Genomic DNA, 19,431 nt, shown 5'->3' with positions numbered 1-19,431 from the left:
TCTCGGCGGTTAGCCCGTCACACCCCTGCCAAAGGCCCACGCCGCACCGCAGATTCCACAGGTCGCCGCAGACGGCGAGACCTGCTCACCGACGTTGGTGAGTCGGGATACCGACCGGCTGCTGTGTCACAGACTCCCGCGACGCGTCCTTGCGAGGCGGGTGCACCGAGGCCGCCCGGCCACCTGAACTCCGACTCCGGGCAGTCCCGGCCTTTATCGAGGGAAGGAATCCATTGAGCGACACCACCGACGTGACGTCGGATGTTTCCAACGTCGCTGGCGATGCCACCGCCGCCGCTCCCGCCCGTCGGCGGCGTAGCGGCACCGGTCTGTCGGCGATGCTGCTGCCAGAGCTGCAGAGCCTGGCTGCGTCGCTCGGCATCTCCGGCACGGCTCGCATGCGCAAGGGCGAGCTGATCGCCGCGATCTCCGAGCGGCAGGGCGGCAACGCCGCTGGGACCCCTCGACCGCGGGCCGAGGTCGCGGCCGCCTCGACCCGTGAGGGGGTGCGCGCCGAGGTGCGGGAGACCGCCGACCGGCCGGCAGCCGAAGGGCGCAGCGCCGAGCAGGCGCCGGCCGAGCCGGCCGCCGAAACTGAGGGCCGTGGTCGCACCCGGCGGAGCCGGGCCGCAGCGGCGGAGACACGTTCGACTGACGCGCGTGCGGCGGAGACGCCGCGTGCGGCTGAGACCGCGCGTTCGACTGAGACCGCGCGTGCGGCTGAGACGCGTACCGACGAGGCCGAAGCCGGCGAGCGGGCCGACCGTGGCGAGAACCGCCGCGACCGGGCCGAGCGTCCGGAGCGTGCCGAGCGGGGCGAGCGGGGCGACCGTGGCGAGCGTGCCGAGCGGGGCGAGCGCAACGACCGGGGCGAGCGGGGCGAGCGTGCCGAGCGGGGCGAGCGCAACGACCGTGGCGAGCGGGCCGACCGTGGCGAGCGCAACGACCGCACGGAGCGTGCCGACCGAGGCGAGCGGACCGAGCGGGCCGAGCGTCCTGAGCGCAACGACCGGGGCGACCGCAACGACCGGGGCGACCGGGGCGACCGCAATGATCGTGGTCAGCGTGCCGAGCGTGTGGAGCGGGACAACGACGACGATGACGGCGAGGGCGGCGGTCGGCGCGGTCGGCGCAGCCGCTTCCGGGACCGTCGCCGCGGGCGTGGCGAGCGCGCTGAGACCGGTGCCGACACCGGCGGGCGTGAGCCGCAGGTCAGCGAGGACGACGTTCTCGTCCCGGTGGCCGGCATCATCGACGTGCTCGACAACTACGCCTTCGTGCGGACGACCGGTTACCTGGCCGGCCCGAACGACGTGTACGTGTCGATGTCCCAGATCAAGAAGTACGGCCTGCGCCGCGGTGACGCGATCACCGGTGCGGTGCGTGCGGCCCGCGAGGGTGGCAACAGCGGCGACCAGCGGCGCGACAAGTACAACCCGCTGATGCGGCTGGACACGATCAACGGGATGGAGCCGGAAGAGGCGCGGCGGCGGCCGGAGTTCTACAAGCTCACCCCGCTCTACCCGCAGGAGCGCCTGCGGCTGGAGACCGAGCCGCACATCCTGACCACCCGGGTCATCGACCTGGTCATGCCGATCGGCAAGGGCCAGCGGGCACTCATCCAGTCGCCGCCCAAGGCGGGTAAGACGATGGTGCTGCAGGCGATCGCGAACGCGATCACCCGCAACAACCCGGAGTGCCACCTCATGGTGGTGCTGGTGGACGAGCGGCCCGAAGAGGTCACCGACATGCAGCGGTCGATCAAGGGCGAGGTCATCGCGGCCACGTTCGACCGTCCGCCGCAGGACCACACCACGGTGGCCGAGCTGGCCATCGAGCGGGCCAAGCGTCTGGTCGAGCTTGGACACGACGTGGTCGTGCTGCTCGACTCGGTGACCCGGCTCGGTCGGTCGTACAACCTGGCGGCACCGGCCAGTGGCCGGATCATGTCGGGTGGTATCGACTCCACGGCGCTCTACCCGCCGAAGCGCTTCCTCGGCGCGGCCCGCAACATCGAGAACGGCGGGTCGTTGACCATCATCGCCACCGCGCTGGTGGAGACCGGCTCCATGGCGGACACGGTCATCTTCGAGGAGTTCAAGGGCACCGGTAACGCGGAGCTGAAGCTGGACCGGAAGATCGCCGACAAGCGGACCTTCCCGGCCATCGACATCAACCCGTCCGGTACTCGTAAGGAAGAGGTCCTGCTCGCACCGGAAGAGCTGGCCATCATCCACAAGCTCCGGAAGGTGCTGCACTCGTTGGACTCGCAGGCGGCAATGGATCTCCTGCTGGACCGGCTCAAGCAGTCCCGCACCAACATCGAGTTCCTGATGCAGATCGCGAAGTCGACGCCGGGGGAGTAACCATCTCCTGGTGATCGACGACGGAGGGGCACGGCCGCTGTGGCCGTGCCCCTCCGTCATGTCACCCCGCAAGCACCAGTGCCGAGGATGGAGTTTTTCTTCGGTTTGGACAGTCGGTCTTGAAAGTTCTATTCACCATCGGCTTGACTGTCGTCCATGCGTACTCGCAGACGATCCGCCCGTCGCACCGGCGTCCTGCTGCTGACACCGCTGCTCGCCCTGGCCGCGCCGCTGCCGGCCGCAGCCGCACCTCCGGCCCCGCTCGCCGCCGCCCCGTCCCCCGGGGCCTCGCCGTCCGAGGTCTCGCCCACCGTCGCGGAAGACGCGCCGGCCGCGTCGTCGCGGCCGACCGGCTCGGTCAGTCTGGCTGCCGACCCGGCCACCGCGACTGCCCCGACCGCCGCCGGCGGTCTGGAGCCGGCCGGCGGCCTGGACACCACGAAGGCAACCCGACCGGTCGCGCCGGGCGTGCAGCTCACCTCCTTCGACAGGTACGACGCCGATGGCTGGTTGCGGGCCGACGCCCTCACCACCGACCTCGCCGGTGGGTCCACCGTCGACTACGTCAACTCGGGGGCGGTGAGTCGGGCGGAGCCGCTGCGTAACGCGGTGGACGCCTCGCGCGCGGTCGCCGCGGTCAACGGCGACTTCTTCGACATCAACAGCTCCGGTGCCGCCCAGGGCGTCGGCATCCGCGACGGTGAGCTGATCCAGTCCGCGGTCGGCGGTCACCGCAACGCGGTGGCGGTCACCGCGAGCGGTCTCGGTCGGGTGATCGAGGTGAACTTCGACGGCAGCGCCACCCTGCCCACCGGGCCGGTGGCGCTGACCCAGTTCAACAACCTGGTGCAGGCCGACGGCGTCGGCGCGTTCACCGAGCTCTGGGGGACGTACTCCCGGCAGCGGGCGGTGGAGGGCGCGGCCCGGGTGGTCGAGGTCACCGTGACCGGCGGTCGGGTGGCCGCGGTGACGGACGTGGCCGGCAGCGGCCCGATCGTCGCCGGCAGCACCGTGCTGCTCGGCCGTGACGCCGGCGCGGACGCGCTGGCGGGGCTTCGCGCCGGTGATCCGGTGACGGTGGCCTGGCGGCCGAAGCCCTCCGACGGCAGCACCCTGCACGCGGCGGTCGGCGGCGGCAACGTGCTGGTCCGCGACGGCGTCGTCCAGAGCATCGCCGACCCGACGCTGGCTCCGCGCACCGCGGTCGGCTTCAGCGCCGACGGTCGCAAAATGATCATGCTGACCGTGGACGGCCGTCAGGTCGACAGCCGCGGCGTGACACAGACCGAGATGGGCCGGATGATGGCCGAACTCGGCGCCCACCACGCGCTCAACCTGGACGGTGGCGGCTCGTCCACCCTGCTGGCCCGGGAACCGGGCGCGCCGGCCGTGCAGGTGGAGAACGGCCCCTCCGACGGTAGCGAACGGGCCGTGCCCAACGGCCTGGCCATCTACGCGCCGAAGGGCAGCGGTCGGCTCACCGGCTACTGGCTCGAGACGACCAGCGACCCCACCGCCGCCCCCGGTGTCTCACCGGTCCGCGGTGGCCGGCCCGACCGTGTCTTCCCCGGGCTGACCCGCGCCCTCACCGCCGCCGGCTACGACGAGACGTACGGCCCGGCTGCCGGGGCGCCCACCTGGCGGGCGACCCCGGCGGTACGTGGCCGCGTCGACCGCGACGGGGTGTTCCACGCCGGTGCGCCGGGGGCCAGCACGGTCACCGCGTCACGTGGCCGGGCCACCGGCTCGCTGGGTCTCACCGTGCTGGGTCCGCTGGCCCGGATCGGTCCCACCGTGCCGCGGGTCGGGCTGACCGGCCTGGACGGCAACGCCCTGGTCGGCGTGGTCGGGTACGACGCCGAAGGCAACACCGCACCGATCGAGCCGGCCGACCTGACCCTCGACTACGACCGGAACCTGCTGCGGATCGCGCCGACCGAGGACGGCAACCTCGCCGTCACCGCGTTGCGCGACACCGGCTCCGGCCTGGTGACGGTCCGGGTCGGACGCACCAGCACGGTCATCCCGGTCACCGTCGGGCTGACCGACGTGCCGGTGGCCGGCTTCGAGGACGCCGGGTCCTGGCGGTTCAGCCAGGCCCGGGCCAGCGGGTCGGTCGCGCCAGCGCCGGGGCACACCGGCACCGGCCTGCGAATGTCGTACGACTTCAGCCAGTCCACCGGTACGCGGGCCGCGTACGCCGATCCGCCCGCCTGGATCGAGGTGCCCGGCCAGCCGCAGGCGTTCGGCATGTGGATCCACGGCAACGGCACCGGCGAGTGGCCCAGCCTGCACCTGCACGACGCGCAGGACACCCAGCACGTGCTGCGCGGCCCGCTGATCACCTGGACCGGCTGGCGGTACGTGGAGTTCGCGGTGCCGGCCGGCGTGCAGTACCCGGTGCGGGTGCGCCGGTTCTACGTGGCCGAGACGAACGCCGCAGCGCAGTACACCAGCGAGGTGATCATCGACGACCTGGTGGCGAAGGTGCCGCCGACGGTGGACGTGCCGGCGGAGGCCCCGCGTACCGATCGGGTGGTGGTCCGCGACGGCACGGTCGACGGCGCGCCCTGGCGGTTCGCGGTGCTCTCCGACGCCCAGTTCGTCGCCGCCGATCCGGACAGCGACCTGGTTGCCCAGGCTCGGCGGACGCTGCGCGAGGTGAAGGCAGCCCGGCCGGATTTCCTCCTGATCAACGGGGACTTCGTGGACACCGCCTATCCGGCCGACTTCGCGCTGGCCCGGCGGGTCCTCGACGAGGAGTTGGGCGACGCGCTGCCCTGGTACTACGTCCCCGGCAACCACGAGATCATGGGCGCCCCGATCAGCAACTTCGAAGCGGCCTTCGGCGCCACCTCCCGGGTCTTCGACCACGAGGGCACCCGGTTCGTCACTCTGAACTCGTCCAGCGGGACGCTACGCGGCGGCGGCTTCGACCAGGTGCGGATGCTGCGCGAGACGCTGGACGCCGCGGCCAGCGACCCGCGCGTCGGTTCGGTCGTCGTCCTGCACCACCACCCGGCGCGCGACCCCAGCCCGGCGCAGGCCAGCCAGCTCGGCGACCGCAAGGAGGCGGCGCTGCTGGAGCAGTGGCTGGCCGACTTCCAGCACCGCACCGGCAAGGGCGCGCTGTTCGTGGGCGGGCACGTCGGGACCTTCCACGCCGATCGGGTGGACGGGGTGCCATACGTGATCAACGGCAACTCGGGCAAGACGCCGTCCACCCCGGCCGACCAGGGCGGCTTCACCGGCTGGACCGAGTTCGGCGTGGACCCGGTCACGCCGGCGGAGGCCGACCGCGCCCGGCGTGACCCGCTCGCCGAGGGGCCACGCTGGGTGGACGCGGAGTTCCACGCGCACACCGACCGGCTCGCGTTGACCGCCCCGGCCAGCGTCGCGGTCGGCACCCCGGCGTCGGTGACCGCCACGCTGACCCAGCCCGGCGGGCGTACGGTGCCGGTGGCCGCACCGGTGAGCGCCGACTGGTCCGCCTCGCCGGGGGTGCACGTCGGCTCGGCCGCCGGGGTGCGCCCGTGGCACACCGCCCGCTTCGACCCGGCCACCGGCACGCTGACGGCGCTACGTCCCGGTGCCCCCGTACGCCTTACCGTCACCGTCAACACCATCCGCGCCGAGGCCACCATCGCCCTCACCCGCTGAGTGTCAGGGGAGGGACCTCGGGTTACCGGGGTCCCTCCCCGGCCGACTCAGAAGTCGCCGTCGGCAACCTGAAAGACGGTGAGGCCGAGGGCTCGCCACATCTGGACCACCTGGACGCGGTCGTCGAAGACGCCGGCCACCCGGTAACGGTCCCGGACCTCCCGGTCGTAGATCTCCCGCTTGACGACCGCGTCCTTCCGGGTGTCGCCGAGAGCGCGCAGGTGCAGGCCGAGGTAGGGGACCGCGACGTGTCGGGCCAGCCACACCTCGGTGGCCGCGCGGGCGGAGGCGTCCCGCCCGGAGCAGAAGACCACGCCGTAGCCGGCGGCGTGCATCGCCCGGACCGCCGCGATCACGGGCGTGTTCGGCTGGTCCTCGCCCACCCGGGTCATGTCGTACGGGCTGCGCGAGACGGTCAGCGCGACGGTGCCGTCGATGTCCACCAGGACGATCTCCGGTGGCTCGCTCGACGGTGGGCGCACGACGGCGGGGCGCCCGGTGCGGGCCTGCGGCACGGGCAACGGCAGGGTCCGCCCCTCCAGGTACCGCTCGTACAGCCGGCGGATCGCGTCCGCGCCGACCTGGTCGGCGGTCGGCCGAGCGGCGTCGCGACGCAGGCACTCGTCCAGCGGCACGTCGGTGAAGTCGTGCACCTCGAACTCCGCGCCGTGGCGGGCGGCCACGTCGGCCCAGCTCCGCAGTGTCCGCGCGCGCAGGTTGGTGTCGTCCACGCAGACGTCCGCCCCGGCCCGCAGCAACGCCTCGACCTGGGCCCGCTGCACCGTGGTCACCTGCGCCTCGGCCCACTCGGTGAAGAGCCGCTCCCCGTGCAGCATTCGGCGCAGGTCGTCCCGGTTCACCCGCAGGACGGACGGCTGGAGGGTGCGGGCGAACGTCGTCTTACCCGAGGCGGGTAGTCCCCGGGTGGCGATCAGGCGGGTCATCGGCGCACCTTCGGCTCGACGGACGTACCACCGGCGGGCCACCCGGAGGCGGTCCGGCGGGTGGGCGAATGCCCCGCTGGGCGACGGGAATGCGGACGGGGAGGCACGTGTTGACGATGCCGGACGAGGTGTGCGGCCCGATTACCGGGTCGGCTCAGGCCCATGGCACACTGGTCAATCGGCCACCGGTTCCGGTTCACGCCCGAGCCCGTCGCGTACGGCGCGACGAGTGATGACGGCGACCCGGCGACCACCAACGAGAGGACCGAGGCGAGATGAAGGCAAACATCCACCCGGAGTACGTGACCACCGAGGTCAGCTGCTCCTGTGGCAACACGTTCACGACCCGCAGCACCGCCAAGGGCGGGGCGATCCACGTCGAGACCTGCAGCGCCTGCCACCCGTTCTACACCGGTAAGCAGCGCGTTCTCGACACCGCCGGCCGGGTCGCGAAGTTCCAGCAGAAGTACGCCAAGGTTCAGGCCAAGAAGGCCAAGTAACTCCTTGTTCGGCGCCCGCGTCCGGTTTTCCGCCGGACGCGGGCGCCGTCCGCTTTCCGCCCCGTTCTCGTCCGGCGGCCTGCTCTGAGGTCGGCCGGTGCCGCACCGTCGAAGGAGCATCCGCAGCATGAGCAGCGAGCGTCTGGCCGGGCTCCTCGACGAGTACGCGGAGTTGGAGAAGCGGCTGGCCGATCCGGCCATCCATGCCGACCAGGCCACCGCGCGCAGGGTCGGTCGTCGCTACGCCGAGCTGGTGCCGCTGCACAAGGCCGCCGAGGAGCTGGAGCAGGCCCGCGCCGACCTGGCCGCGGCTCGCGAGCTGGCCGCCGAGGACCCGTCGTTCGCGGGCGAGGCGGAGTCCATCGCCGTGTCCGTGCCGGTGCTGGAGGAGCGCCTCGCCGAGCTGCTCATTCCGCGCGACCCGCACGACGCCAAGGACGTGATCGTCGAGATCAAGGCCGGCGAGGGTGGCGAGGAGTCGGCGCTCTTCGCCGGTGACCTGCTGCGGATGTACAGCCGGTACGCCGAGCGGCACGGCTGGATCACCGAGGTGATCGACGCACAGGATTCCGACCTCGGCGGGGTCAAGGACGTCTCGCTGTCGATCAAGACCAAGGGTGTGCCGGAGGGCGGAAACGGCGTCTGGTCGCGACTCAAGTGGGAGGGCGGCGTGCACCGGGTGCAGCGCGTCCCGGTCACCGAGTCGCAGGGCCGGATCCACACCAGTGCCGCCGGCGTGCTGGTACTGCCCGAGGCCGAGGACGTCGACGTCACCCTCGACCAGAACGACCTGCGCATCGACGTGTTCCGCTCGTCCGGCCCGGGTGGCCAGTCGGTGAACACCACCGACTCGGCGGTGCGGATCACCCACCTGCCGACCGGCATCGTCGTCTCCTGCCAGAACGAGAAGTCCCAACTGCAGAACCGGGAGCAGGCGATGCGGATCCTGCGGGCCCGGCTGCTCGCCGCCGCCCAGGAACAGGCCGACGCGGCCGCCTCGGACGCCCGGAAGGCGCAGGTGCGCACGGTGGACCGCTCGGAGCGGATCCGCACCTACAACTTCCCGCAGAACCGGATCACCGACCACCGGATCGGCTACACCGCGTACAACCTGGACCTGGCGCTCGCCGGCGAGCTGGACGGGGTGCTGGACGCTCTCGCCGAGGCCGACCGCGCCGCCCGGCTCGCCGGCGACACCGAGCTCACCCGGCGCTGACGCCGCACGCTCCCGTCGGCTGCCGACGGTCTCGGCCGCTTGATCGACGCCAGCGGGGCGGGGGTCAGCTCGCGCGGGGGCGGGACTTGGCGCGGAGCATCTCTCGGTCGGCCTGCTCGAAGGCGACGCTGAGCGCGTCGCGCAGCCCACTGCCGCCGGAGACCTCCGCGAAGCCGATGCTCACCCCGACCGGGGTCCCCGGCACCAGCGACTCCCAGTCCTCCAGTCGGACGGCGGCCTCGATCCGACGGGCCACCTCGGCGGCCTCGGACATGCCGGTGTCCGGCAGCACCACCACGAACTCGTCACCGCCGTAGCGGGCCACGAAGTCACCCCGGCGCATCACCCGGTTGATCACCCCGGCGATGCGCTGGAGCACCAGGTCGCCGGAGTGGTGCCCGTGCCGGGTGTTGACCGCCTTGAAGCCGTCCAGGTCGCAGACGCCGATCACCACCCGCTCGCCCCGGGTGACCACGGCGGTGATGTAGCGCTCCAGTCGGCGCCGGTTGGGCAGCCCGGTGAGCGGGTCGGTCAACGCCTCGCCCTCGAACCGTGCCGCCTCGCGGCGCATCTCCTCATGGTCGATGCGGGCGGCGATGCCGTCGATGTAGACGTCCCGTAGCCGGTCGTTGCGCTGGGCCGCGAGCCGGAACGCCAGCCGGTCGGCCCGGTGCGCGGCCGAGTGGTCCCCGGCCCGGGCCAGCGCGATGCTGCGCAGACGAGCCGGCTCGGCCGCCCCGAGTGTCTCGGTGGACACGTGGATGGTGTCCAACCGGGTGACCGCCTCGATCGGCCGCCCGGCGGCGACGGCGAGACACACCTGCCCGAGCTGACGCATGTCGCGGGCGCGGGCGCTGTCCCCACCGTGGCTGATCAGGCGGGCCGGTTCGGCGTCCCCGTCGGCTTCCACCTGGTCGCCGAGCGCGGCCTGTCGGGCCGCCGCGTAGCCGTACGCGGCGAGGCTGCTCGGGCGCAGCTGACTGGCCCGCCCGGTGCGTACGAAGCGGGCCAGGTCGGCGGCCACGTCCCGCAGCACCCGCAGGCAGCCGTCGCTGTCGCCGTTGTGGTCCAGTGCCACGGCGTTGCGCAGTCGGATGCCCGGGGCGGCGAACGTCTCCTCCGGGATCCCGGCGGTGAGCCCGAGTTGCCGGGCACGCTCGATGGCGCCCAGGGCGTACCCGTGGAAGCTGAGGTAGCTGTAGGCCATCGCCAGGTCGTGCCAGCCCCAGGCGGTGTCCCGGTCCGGGTCCTCGACGGCGCCCAGCGCCCGGGCGGCTCGGACGAGGTGCGTGACGCAGCGGTCCAGTGCGCCCTGGTGGTGGGCGGCGAGCGCGGCCAGTGCGTTGAGGTGCCCGTGCAGGTACGGCTCGGCAAGGTCGCGGACGGCCGCCGACGCCTCCTCGATGGCCCGGGTGAACTCCGCGGTCCGACCGAGATTGATCAGCGCGGAGAGGCGCTGCACCAGCGCGTCGGCTCGGGCCGCCGGGTCGGTGGTGGTGCGGATCACACGCTCCAGCAGGACGTACGACTCCGCTGACCGACTGGCCTCCTGCAACGCCCGGGCGTGCGTCAAGGCATCAACCTGGTCACCGACCCGGTCGAGCCAGCCCACCCGCCAACCTCCTGTCGTGTGCGCCACGGCGCACCCGTTAGTCGCGTCGCCCGCGACGCATCATGATTATCGCGTGACCACTCTGCCGCAACACCCCCCCGAAGGGACAGGCCCCATCCGGCCGTCCGCCGCGGTGGCCCGAGCGGCCCGTGCGCTCGCCGTCGCCGGGGTCGGCTCGGCCCGGGCGGAGGCCGAGTTGCTGGCCGCGTACGTGCTGGGGGTGCCACGGGGTCGGCTGGCGCTCGCCGACGACCTCACCGACGAGCAGGTGGCGCGGCTCGACGGCCTGACGCGACGCCGTGCCGCGCGCGAGCCGCTGCAGCACCTGACCGGGCTGGCCGGGTTCCGGCACCTTGAGTTGTCGGTCGGCCCGGGTGTCTTCGTGCCCCGGCCGGAGACCGAGCTACTGGTCGGCTGGGGCGTCGAGCAGGCCCGGGGCCGGCCCGACCCGGTGGTGGTCGACCTCTGCAGCGGCTCGGGCGCGATCGCGCTCGCGGTGGCTCAGGAGCTGCCGGGGGCGCGCGTGATCGCGGTGGAGCGGTCCCCGGAGGCGCTGGCCTGGTTGCGGCGCAACGCGGCGGAGCGGGCCGGGGCGGGGGACCGGCCCATCGAGGTGGTCGAGGCCGACGTGACCGCGCCGGACCTGCTGGCGGAGCTGGTGGGCTCGGTGGACGTGCTGCTCTGCAACCCGCCGTACGTGCCGGACGACGTGGTGGTCCCGCCGGAGGTGGCCGGGCACGACCCGGCGGAGGCGGTCTTCGGCGGCGCGGACGGCCTGGCGGTGATCCGGCCGGTCGTCACCCGGGCGGCGGTGCTGCTGCGCCCGGGTGGCGTCTTCGGGGTCGAGCACGACGACACCCACGGTGCGGCGGTACCCGGGCTGCTCGCCGAGGACGGTGGGTTCACCGCCGTCATGGAGCATCTGGACCTCACCGGACGCCCTCGCTACGCCACCGCGTCCCGACGGGCGGACGGCCAGCACGCCCCGATCGGGGCGGCGTGGCAGACTGACTCCTCGTGATGCTCTACGACTGCCGGTCGCCCGCCGATCGGGACCGCGGCATCGCTGCGGCGATCGAGGCGGTCAAGAACGGCGAGCTGGTCGTCCTCCCGACGGACACCGTGTATGGGATCGGCGCGGACGCGTTCACCCCGTACGCGGTCAAGGCGCTGCTGGACGCGAAGGGCCGGGGCCGGCAGATGCCGCCCCCGGTGTTGATCGGCTCGCGACACACCCTGGACGGCCTGGTCTTCTCGTTGCCCAGCGCCGCACGGGACCTGGTGGAGGCGTTCTGGCCGGGTGCGCTGACGATCGTGGTCGAGCACTCGCCGAGCCTGCAGTGGGACCTGGGCGACAAGACGGGCACGGTGGCGGTGCGGATGCCGCTGCACCCGGTGGCGCTGGAGGTGCTGCGCGAGACCGGTCCGATGGCGGTCTCGTCGGCCAACAAGACCGGCCAGCCCGCCGCGGTGACCGCCGAGGAGGCGCGCGACCAGCTCAGCTACTCGGTGCGGGCGTACCTGGAGGCCGGGCCCTGCCCGGACCCGGTGCCCAGCACGATCGTGGATCTGACCGGTGAGGTGCCGCAGCTGCTGCGGGCCGGCGCGATCCCGTTGGAGAAACTGCGTGACGTCGTGCCGGATCTCGTCGACGGCCGGGGGGTCTGAGTGCCCCCGTTCACGGTCCTGCACGTCTGCATGGGCAACATCTGCCGCTCGCCGATGGCGGAGCGGTTGCTGGCCCTCGCGGTGCGGGAGCGGTTGACGCGGCGTGCGCAGGACCCGGCCGGTGCCGACGAGTTGGTGCACAGCCACAGTGCCGGCACGGGTGGTTGGCACGCGGGTGAGGAGATGAACCCGCCGGCGGCGCGGCAGGTCGTCGGCCGTGGCGGGGATGTCGAGGGGTTCGCCGCGCGCAAGCTGCGCTCGGACCACATCGACGCCGCCGACCTGATCCTGACCGCCACGGCCGATCAGCAGGAGTACGTGGTGGCGCTGCGGCCGGACGCGGCGGCCCGCACGTTCGTGCTGGGTGAGTTCGGCCGGCTGCTGGCCGCGGTGGACGCCGCCGCGTTGCCGCCCGGCGACGCGACCCCGGAGGCCGTGTACGCCCGGGGCGTGGCCCTGGTGGCGGCGGCTCACGATGCCCGGTTGGGCGCCTCGGCGCTGCCGACCGACGATCTGGACGACCCGTGGGGTCGCGGTGACCAGTGCTTCAGCCGGGTCGCTGACGAGATCGAGGAGACGGTCCACCCGCTGGCCGGCGCGCTGCTGCCCTGAGCGCCGTGCGAGTTTCCTCCGGGTTTGGGGAAAACCCGGGGCGAAAGGTGCGTTCCGGGTCATTCTGAACGGGTCCTAGCGTGACCGGCTCCTGCGGGGAGAGCTGATGATCCGGGCCCATCTCGACAAACTGCTCACCGTGGTGATCGCCGGAGTGCTGGCCGGGTTGATGCTGGCCGCAGCCGCCCTGCCGGTGGCCCTGGTCTTCGGGATCGGCTTCAGCGCCCTGTCCACGCCGTACTCGGAGCTGCCGAACACGCTCCGCACGCCGCCAACCGCCCAGCGTTCCAACCTCTACGCCAACGACGGCACCACCCTGATCACCTCCTTCTACCAGGAGGACCGGGTGGACGTGCCGCTGCACGAGGTGGCCCCGGTGATGCGCCAGGCGATCGTGGCGGCCGAGGACGTCCGGTTCTACCAGCACAGTGGGGTGGACCTGCGGGGCGTGGTACGCGCGTTCACCGTCAACAAGCGCGACGGCCAGACCCGGCAGGGCGCCTCCACGCTGACCATGCAGTACGTCCGCAACGTGCTGAGCAGCGACCCCCGGCTGACCGAGGCGCAGCGCGTGGCCGCCACCGAGATCACCACCGCCCGCAAGCTCCAGGAGATGCGGTACGCGCTCGCGTTGGAGCGCGAGCTCGACAAGGAGGAGATCCTCACCCGCTACCTCAACATCGCCTACTTCGGCGCCGGGGCGTACGGCATCGCGGCGGCCAGCAAGCGCTACTTCTCCCGGGCCCCGGCCGAGCTGACCCTGGCCCAGGCGGCGCTGCTGGCCGGTCTGGTCCGGTCACCGGACAGCGACGACCCGATCAACGGGGATGCCGACAGCGCGCTGCTGCGGCGGTCGTACGTGTTGGAGCGGCTGGTGGAGTCGGGGCAGGTGCCGGCGGACGCGGCAGCGGCGGCGCGGGCCGAACCACTGCAGCTACGGCCCAGTGAGACCCCGAACGACTGCACGGCGGTGCCCGAAACGCACAACGACTGGGGCTTCTTCTGCGACTGGTTCACCCGTTGGTGGAGCAGCCAGGCCGCGTTCGGTGCGACCGCCGACGAGCGGCAGCGCACGCTGCGCCGGGGCGGGTTCTCCATCGTGTCGTCGCTGGACCCCGCAGTGCAGCGGGCCACGACCGAGCAGGTCCTGAAGATCTATCGGCCGACGAATGTCGAGGCGGTGCCGACCGCGGTGGTGCAACCGGGCACCGGGCGGGTGCTGGCGATGTCGGTCAATCGCAACTACAGCGTGCGGGACAACCCGGTCGGGCAGAAGAACCACCCGAACACTGTCAACCAGTTGATCGCCGGTGGCGGTGCGATCGAGGGGTACCAGGGCGGCTCCACGTTCAAGCTCTTCACCATGCTGGCCGCGCTGGAGGCCGGCCTGCCGCTGTCGACCGATTTCGTGGCCCCCACCCAGCTGCTCACCCGTTTCCCGGTGACCGGGGAGGCGAGCTGCGACGGTCGTTGGTGCCCGACGAACGCCAGCCCGTCGTCGATGGACGGCCCCCGCACCATGTGGAGCGCGTTCGGCCGGTCGGTGAACACGTACTTCGCCTGGCTCACCGAGAAGGTCGGCGCCGACCGGGTGGTGGAGATGGCCGAGCGGCTCGGCATCGTGCTGCGGGCCGAGTCCGACGCCCGGCTGGCCCGCTACGGCGCGAAGAACTGGGGTCCGTTCACCCTGGGCGTGGCCGCGACCACTCCGCTCGACCTGGCCTCCGCGTACGCCACGGTGGCGGCCGAGGGGACCTGGTGCGCGCCTCTGCCGGTGGTCTCGATCACCGACGCGGGCGGGCGGCCGGTCGACGCCGCCAAGCCGGACTGCCGACAGGCGCTCGACGCCGACGTGGCGCGGGCAGCCACCGACGCGGCCCGCTGCCCGGTCGGCGACCAGTCGATGTACGGGCGGTGCGACGGTGCCACCGCACCCGGCCTGCGGGCGAAGCTCGGCCGTCCGGTGGCGGGCAAGACCGGCAGTTCGGAACGGTACGAGACGGAGACCGTGGTGGCGTTCACGCCGCAGCTCGCGGTCGCCTCGATGGCGGCGAACCCGGACAATCCGCGGGACGCGGTCGGTCAGGCGGTGCAGGCCCGGATGGTGGACGCGGTCGGTGCGGTGCTCGCCGCCGCCCTGCGTGACCAACCGGTACGCGACTTCGTCCCGCCGAGCGAACGAACCGCCCTCCAGCTAACCGGAGCCCGCACCGGCAACTAACCGCCCCCCACCCCCGTCCCCGCCCCCAACCCCCGCCGATCTTGCACTTTCTGTCTCGGCAAAAGGTACTTAGGCCCCAGATCGGCGACACAAAGTGCAAGATCGCGGGGGTTGGGAGGACGGGGGGACGGGGGAGCGGGGTTAGGGGGTTTGTTCGGCGTTTCGGGCTATGTTGCGGGCCATTCCGCCGAAGACCACCGCGTGGAAGGGGGCCACCGAGCCCCAGTAGGCGTGCCCGCTCAGCCCGCGCGGGAGGAAGACGGCGCGTTGCTGGTAGCGGCTGCGGCCGCCGTCGCCCGGCAACACCCGCATCTCCAGCCAGGCCCGGCCGGGCAGCCGCATCTCGGCGCGCAGTCGCAGCAGCTCGCCCGGGATGATCTCCTCGACCCGCCAGAAGTCCAGCGCCTCACCGACCTGTAGGCGGTGCGGGTCGCGTCGGCCCCGACGCAGCCCGACCCCGCCGACCAGCCGGTCCAGCCAACCGCGGACCGACCAGGCGAGGGGGAACGAGTACCAGCCGTGTTCGCCGCCGACGCCCTCGATGACCCGCCAGAGCGCCGCGGGTGACGCGTCCACCACCCGCTCCCGGACGTCGGTGTAGGCGGTGCCGCCGGACCAGTCCGGGTCGCTGGGCAGCGGTTCCGCGGGGGTGTCCGGGCCACTCGCGTTCGACCAGCGGGTCTCCACCTGGGCGTCGCGCACCTTGGCGAGCGCCAGCGCCACCGCGTCGTCGAAGCCGGTCAGCCCACCGGGTGGGTCGGGCACGTACCGGGCGATGTCGTGTTCGTGCGTCACGGCCTCGTGGATCAGGCTCTCCACCAGCGGGCGGGCGATGGCGTTGGGCACCGGGGTGATCAGGCCGACCCAGTGCGAGGACAGCGACGGGGTGAGCAGCCGGACCGGCACGATGATCCGCCGGCGCAGCCCGGCCACCCGGGCGTAGCGCTGCATCATCTCGCGGAAGGTGAGCACGTCCGGCCCGCCGATGTCGAAGCCCCGGTTGACGTCCGTCGGCAGCTCGCTGCAGCCGGCCAGGTAGCGGAGCACGTCGCGGACCGCGATCGGTTGGATCCGGTTGCGGACCCAGCGGGGGGTGACCATGGCGGGCAGCCGCTCGGTCAGGTAGCGCAGCATCTCGAACGACGCCGAGCCGGACCCGATGATCACCGCGGCGCGGAGCACCGCGGTGGGCACCCCACTGGCCAGCAGGATCCGGCCCACCTCGGCTCGGGACCGCAGGTGCGGGGACGGCACCTCCTCGTCGGACGCCGGCTCCGGCCCGCCCAGGTAGACGATTCGGCGTACGCCGGCCGCGCGGGCCGCCTCCGCGAAGTTCGTCGCCGCCGTCCGGTCCGCTGCCTCGAAGTCGGGCCGGCCGAGTGAGTGCACCAGGAAATAGGCGACGTCCACGTCGGCGAATGCGGTGGGCAGCGTCTCCGGCCGGCTCAGGTCCCCCTCGACGATCTCGGCAGCCGAGGCCCAGGGCACATCGCGCAGCCGCACCGCCTTGCGGGCCAGGCAGCGCACGGTGTGACCGTCGGCGAGCAGCAGTGGCGTCAGCCGCCCGCCGATGTAGCCGGTGGCTCCGGTGACGAGGCATCTCACAGGTCCCAGTGTGCGGCCCCCTAGACTCGTTCGCTGTGGAGACCGAGACGAGCACCTTCTGGGGGCCGGATTTCGCGCAGCTCAGAGCCACCGACCCGGAGATCGCCGGAGTGGTCCTCGGCGAGCTGGACCGGTTGCGGGGCGGCCTGCAGCTCATCGCCAGCGAAAACCTCACCTCGCCGGCGGTGCTGGCCGCGCTCGGTTCGACGCTGACCAACAAGTACGCCGAGGGCTACCCGGGCCGGCGTTACTACGGCGGCTGCGCCGAGGTGGACCGGGCCGAGGAGATCGGCATCGCCCGAGCCAAGGAGCTCTTCGGCGCCGAGCACGCCAACCTCCAGCCGCACTCCGGGGCGAGCGCCAACCTGGCCGCGTACGCCGCGCTGGTGCAGCCGGGAGACACGGTGCTGGCGATGGACCTGCCGCACGGTGGGCACCTCACCCACGGCAGCCGGGTGAACTTCTCCGGCAAGTGGTTCCACCCGGTCGGCTACCCGGTCCGCCCGGACACCGAGCTGATCGACTACGACGAGGTACGCGACCTGGCGCGGGCGCACCGCCCCAAGCTGATCATCTGTGGCGCGACCGCGTACCCCCGTCTGATCGACTTCGCCCGATTCCGGGAGATCGCCGATGAGGTCGGCGCGTACCTGATGGTGGACGCGGCGCACTTCATCGGCCTGGTCGCTGGCCGGGCGATCCCGTCCCCGGTGCCGTACGCCGACGTCATCTGCGCCACCACCCACAAGGTGCTGCGTGGCCCGCGCGGCGGCATGATCCTCTGCCGGGAGTCGCTGGCCCAGCGGATCGACAAGGCGGTCTTCCCGTTCACCCAGGGCGGCCCGCTGATGCACGCGGTCGCGGCCAAGGCGGTCGCGCTGCGCGAGGCCGCCCAGCCCGAGTTTCAGACGTACGCCAAGCAGGTGGTGAGCAACGCCCAGGCGCTCGCCGCCGGGCTGGCCGACGAGGGGATGCGCCCTGTGTCCGGTGGCACCGACACCCACCTCGCCCTGATCGACCTGCGGGACCTGGGGGTGACCGGCGCCGAGGCCGAACGCCGCTGCGACGCAGCGTCGATCACCCTGAACAAGAACGCCATCCCGTACGACCCGCAGCCGCCGATGGTGGCCTCCGGTCTGCGGGTGGGCACCCCGAGCGTCACCACCCAGGGCATGCGGGAGGGGGAGCTGCGGCAGGTGGCCACCCTGATCACCCGCGCCGTGCGCACCGATCCCGGGGCGCCGGGCGGCGCCGACGAGTTGACCCAGGTCGCCGCCGAGGTGGCTGAGCTGGTCGCGGCGTTTCCGGCGTACCCCCGTGGCTGAGCCCGGGGTGGTCGAGCCGGACACCGACCGACGGTGGCGGCTGCGGCACCTGCCGGTGTTGCTGGCCGCGTCGGCGGCGTTGGCCGCGGTCGCCGCGGTGGTGGGCGGGGTGACCGGTGGTGCGACGGCCGCGCTCGGCGCGGCGGCCGGCGTGGGCGTCACGGTGCTCAGCTACACGCTGACCACGGTGGTGCTGGCCCGGGCCGACCAGGTCAACCCGCAGTTGCTGCTGCCGCTCGGGCTGGGCCTGTACGTGCTGAAGTTCAGCCTGCTGGGTGGGGTGCTGGTGGCCGTGGCGTCGAGCGGCTGGCCCGGGTTGGTGCCGCTCTGCCTCGGCATCGTCGCCGGGGTGGCAGTGTGGACTGCGGTGCACATCTGGTGGCTGACCACGGTGCACGCCCGTCGGTCGCGCAGTTGACCTGCCGATCGGCCGGTCGTCCCAACTATCGGACGCGCGGGAATGTGTCGGCCTCCGGTCATTTTCCGACGGGCGGAAGGGGAGTAGCGTGCCCACAGACGACGGCGCCCACGAGAAGCCCACACAACGACGGTTGTGCGGGGGGTGAGGCACAGCCTCGTCTTCCCGGCTGATATCGTTCGCCCCGTCATGGCTGGTGACCAAACCCCCCGTCCCGCCGGTGAACCGGACGACTATCCGTCCGGCGCCGGTCAGGGTTGGACCGCGCTCAGCTACCTCATCGGAGGCATGCTCGTGTGGGGTTTCATTGGCTGGCTTGTTGACCAGTGGCTCGACACCGGCGGCGTCGCCACCGGGATCGGCGTCGTGCTCGGTATGGCCGGGGGGATCATCCTGGTCGTTCGCCGACTCGGCACGCCTACTTAGGAAGGGACGCGGTGTTCGGACAGGCGAACGTTCTGGCAGCGGGCCAGGCGGGATTCCCACCCACGGTGGACGACTTCTACCTGCCCAGCATCCTGCCGTGGAACGACCACGACTCGATCTGGTTTACCAAGATCACGGCGATGGTCTGGATCGCGGTCGGCGTCCTGATCATCTTCTTCCTGGCGACGTACCGGAAGCCGCAGTTGGTGCCGACCAAGAAGCAGTGGCTCGCCGAGTCGATCTACGGCTTCGTGCGCAACAACATCGCGGTCGACATGATCGGGCACGCGGGTGTGCGGTTCGCGCCCTACTTCACCACGCTCTTCTGCTTCGTGCTGTTGACGAACGCGTTCGCGATCATCCCGTTCTTCCAGATCTCGCCGAACTCGCACATCGCCTTCCCGGCGATCCTCGCGATCATCAGCTACGTGCTGTTCAACTACATCGGCATCAAGAAGCACGGCTTCGTCAAGTACTTCAAGAACTCGCTGATCCCGCCGGCGCCCTGGTACATCCTGCCGCTGCTGATCCCGATCGAGCTCTTCTCGACCTTCATCGTCCGGCCGTTCTCGCTCGCGGTGCGTCTCTTCGCGAACATGTTCGCCGGTCACATGCTCCTGCTGGTCTTCACGCTCGGCGGCTTCGCGATGCTGAGCGCCAATGCCTGGCTGGCCCCGGTCTCGGTGCTCTCCTGGGTGATGACCATCGCGCTCACCTTCCTCGAGTTCCTGGTGATCTGCCTGCAGGCATACGTTTTCACCGTCCTCACCGCCAGTTACGTGCAGGGCGCGCTCGCCGAAGAGCACTGATCCACCGCACCAACCGTTGTCGTCCCGCGTGAGAGTCACGCGTGATAAC

General features: G+C 72.2%; 15 protein-coding genes. 12 read left to right on the top strand and 3 right to left on the bottom strand.

The features are described 5' to 3' along the window. Nucleotides 1-233: 233 nt before the first annotated feature. Nucleotides 234-2,366, top strand: a complete 2,133-nt coding sequence (gene rho, locus HNR20_RS09015) for a transcription termination factor Rho (RefSeq protein ID WP_184178150.1) — start codon at nucleotides 234-236, stop codon at nucleotides 2,364-2,366. 156 nt (nucleotides 2,367-2,522) lie between these two features. Beyond that, nucleotides 2,523-6,026 carry a phosphodiester glycosidase family protein gene (locus tag HNR20_RS09010; protein ID WP_184178148.1) on the top strand — a complete coding sequence of 1,168 codons (3,504 nt, stop codon included), beginning with the start codon at nucleotides 2,523-2,525 and terminating at the stop codon, nucleotides 6,024-6,026. A 47-nt stretch (nucleotides 6,027-6,073) separates the two neighbouring features. Here the strand turns inward: HNR20_RS09010 and HNR20_RS09005 are convergent, their stop codons facing one another. Then, nucleotides 6,074-6,970 carry a phosphatase domain-containing protein gene (locus HNR20_RS09005; RefSeq protein ID WP_184178138.1) on the bottom strand — a complete coding sequence of 299 codons (897 nt, stop codon included), beginning with the start codon at nucleotides 6,968-6,970 and terminating at the stop codon, nucleotides 6,074-6,076. Between the two features lie 275 nt (nucleotides 6,971-7,245). On the opposite strand from HNR20_RS09005, the gene rpmE reads away from it, so the two are divergent. Together rpmE and prfA are read left to right on the top strand one after the other, a co-directional pair. Then, complete coding sequence (gene rpmE, locus HNR20_RS09000; protein ID WP_007464546.1) at nucleotides 7,246-7,470, top strand: 50S ribosomal protein L31; 225 nt, start codon at nucleotides 7,246-7,248, stop codon at nucleotides 7,468-7,470. A 127-nt stretch (nucleotides 7,471-7,597) separates the two neighbouring features. Further along, nucleotides 7,598-8,686: a peptide chain release factor 1 gene (gene prfA, locus HNR20_RS08995; protein ID WP_184178136.1), complete on the top strand. Its 1,089-nt coding sequence runs from the start codon at nucleotides 7,598-7,600 to the stop codon at nucleotides 8,684-8,686. A 64-nt stretch (nucleotides 8,687-8,750) separates the two neighbouring features. Here prfA and HNR20_RS08990 read toward each other — a convergent pair whose 3' ends face one another. After that, nucleotides 8,751-10,298, bottom strand: a complete 1,548-nt coding sequence (locus HNR20_RS08990) for a GGDEF domain-containing protein (protein ID WP_184178134.1) — start codon at nucleotides 10,296-10,298, stop codon at nucleotides 8,751-8,753. Nucleotides 10,299-10,371: 73 nt separating this feature from the next. Between HNR20_RS08990 and prmC the strand changes: the two genes are divergently transcribed. From prmC to HNR20_RS08970, 4 genes are all read left to right on the top strand, one after another. After that, nucleotides 10,372-11,319 carry a peptide chain release factor N(5)-glutamine methyltransferase gene (gene prmC, locus HNR20_RS08985; protein WP_184178132.1) on the top strand — a complete coding sequence of 316 codons (948 nt, stop codon included), beginning with the start codon at nucleotides 10,372-10,374 and terminating at the stop codon, nucleotides 11,317-11,319. Then, nucleotides 11,319-11,966, top strand: coding sequence for an L-threonylcarbamoyladenylate synthase (locus HNR20_RS08980; protein WP_184188202.1), 648 nt, complete (start codon nucleotides 11,319-11,321; stop codon nucleotides 11,964-11,966). Before prmC ends, HNR20_RS08980 begins: the two co-directional genes overlap by 1 nt. Continuing rightward, the gene (locus HNR20_RS08975) at nucleotides 11,967-12,578 is read left to right on the top strand and encodes an arsenate reductase/protein-tyrosine-phosphatase family protein (RefSeq protein ID WP_184178131.1); all 612 of its coding nucleotides are present in this window, start codon (nucleotides 11,967-11,969) and stop codon (nucleotides 12,576-12,578) included. A 106-nt stretch (nucleotides 12,579-12,684) separates the two neighbouring features. Further along, the gene (locus HNR20_RS08970; protein WP_184178129.1) at nucleotides 12,685-14,799 is read left to right on the top strand and encodes a transglycosylase domain-containing protein; all 2,115 of its coding nucleotides are present in this window, start codon (nucleotides 12,685-12,687) and stop codon (nucleotides 14,797-14,799) included. A 141-nt stretch (nucleotides 14,800-14,940) separates the two neighbouring features. Here HNR20_RS08970 and HNR20_RS08965 read toward each other — a convergent pair whose 3' ends face one another. Then, entirely contained in the window at nucleotides 14,941-16,404 is a 1,464-nt protein-coding gene (locus HNR20_RS08965; RefSeq protein ID WP_184178127.1) for an SDR family oxidoreductase, read from the bottom strand. A gap of 35 nt (nucleotides 16,405-16,439) precedes the next feature. Between HNR20_RS08965 and glyA the strand changes: the two genes are divergently transcribed. The 4 genes from glyA (at nucleotide 16,440) to atpB (ending at nucleotide 19,382) form a co-directional block, all read left to right on the top strand. Then, on the top strand, nucleotides 16,440-17,729 hold the full coding sequence (gene glyA / locus HNR20_RS08960) for a serine hydroxymethyltransferase (RefSeq protein ID WP_184178125.1): 1,290 nt from the start codon (nucleotides 16,440-16,442) through the stop codon (nucleotides 17,727-17,729). Then, a complete protein-coding gene (locus HNR20_RS08955; protein WP_184178107.1) occupies nucleotides 17,722-18,147 on the top strand; it encodes a hypothetical protein in 426 nt (141 codons plus the stop codon). Before glyA ends, HNR20_RS08955 begins: the two co-directional genes overlap by 8 nt. 189 nt (nucleotides 18,148-18,336) lie before the next feature. After that, nucleotides 18,337-18,573, top strand: coding sequence for an AtpZ/AtpI family protein (locus tag HNR20_RS08950; RefSeq protein ID WP_088991414.1), 237 nt, complete (start codon nucleotides 18,337-18,339; stop codon nucleotides 18,571-18,573). A gap of 11 nt (nucleotides 18,574-18,584) precedes the next feature. Further along, nucleotides 18,585-19,382, top strand: coding sequence for a F0F1 ATP synthase subunit A (atpB, locus tag HNR20_RS08945; RefSeq protein ID WP_184178105.1), 798 nt, complete (start codon nucleotides 18,585-18,587; stop codon nucleotides 19,380-19,382). Nucleotides 19,383-19,431: the final 49 nt, after the last annotated feature.

The sequence above is a fragment of the Micromonospora parathelypteridis genome, from assembly GCF_014201145.1.
GTDB classification, from domain to species: Bacteria; Actinomycetota; Actinomycetes; order Mycobacteriales; family Micromonosporaceae; genus Micromonospora; species Micromonospora parathelypteridis.
Note: the sequence above shows the minus strand (reverse complement) of the source record. Positions and strands in the feature narration are given on the sequence as shown.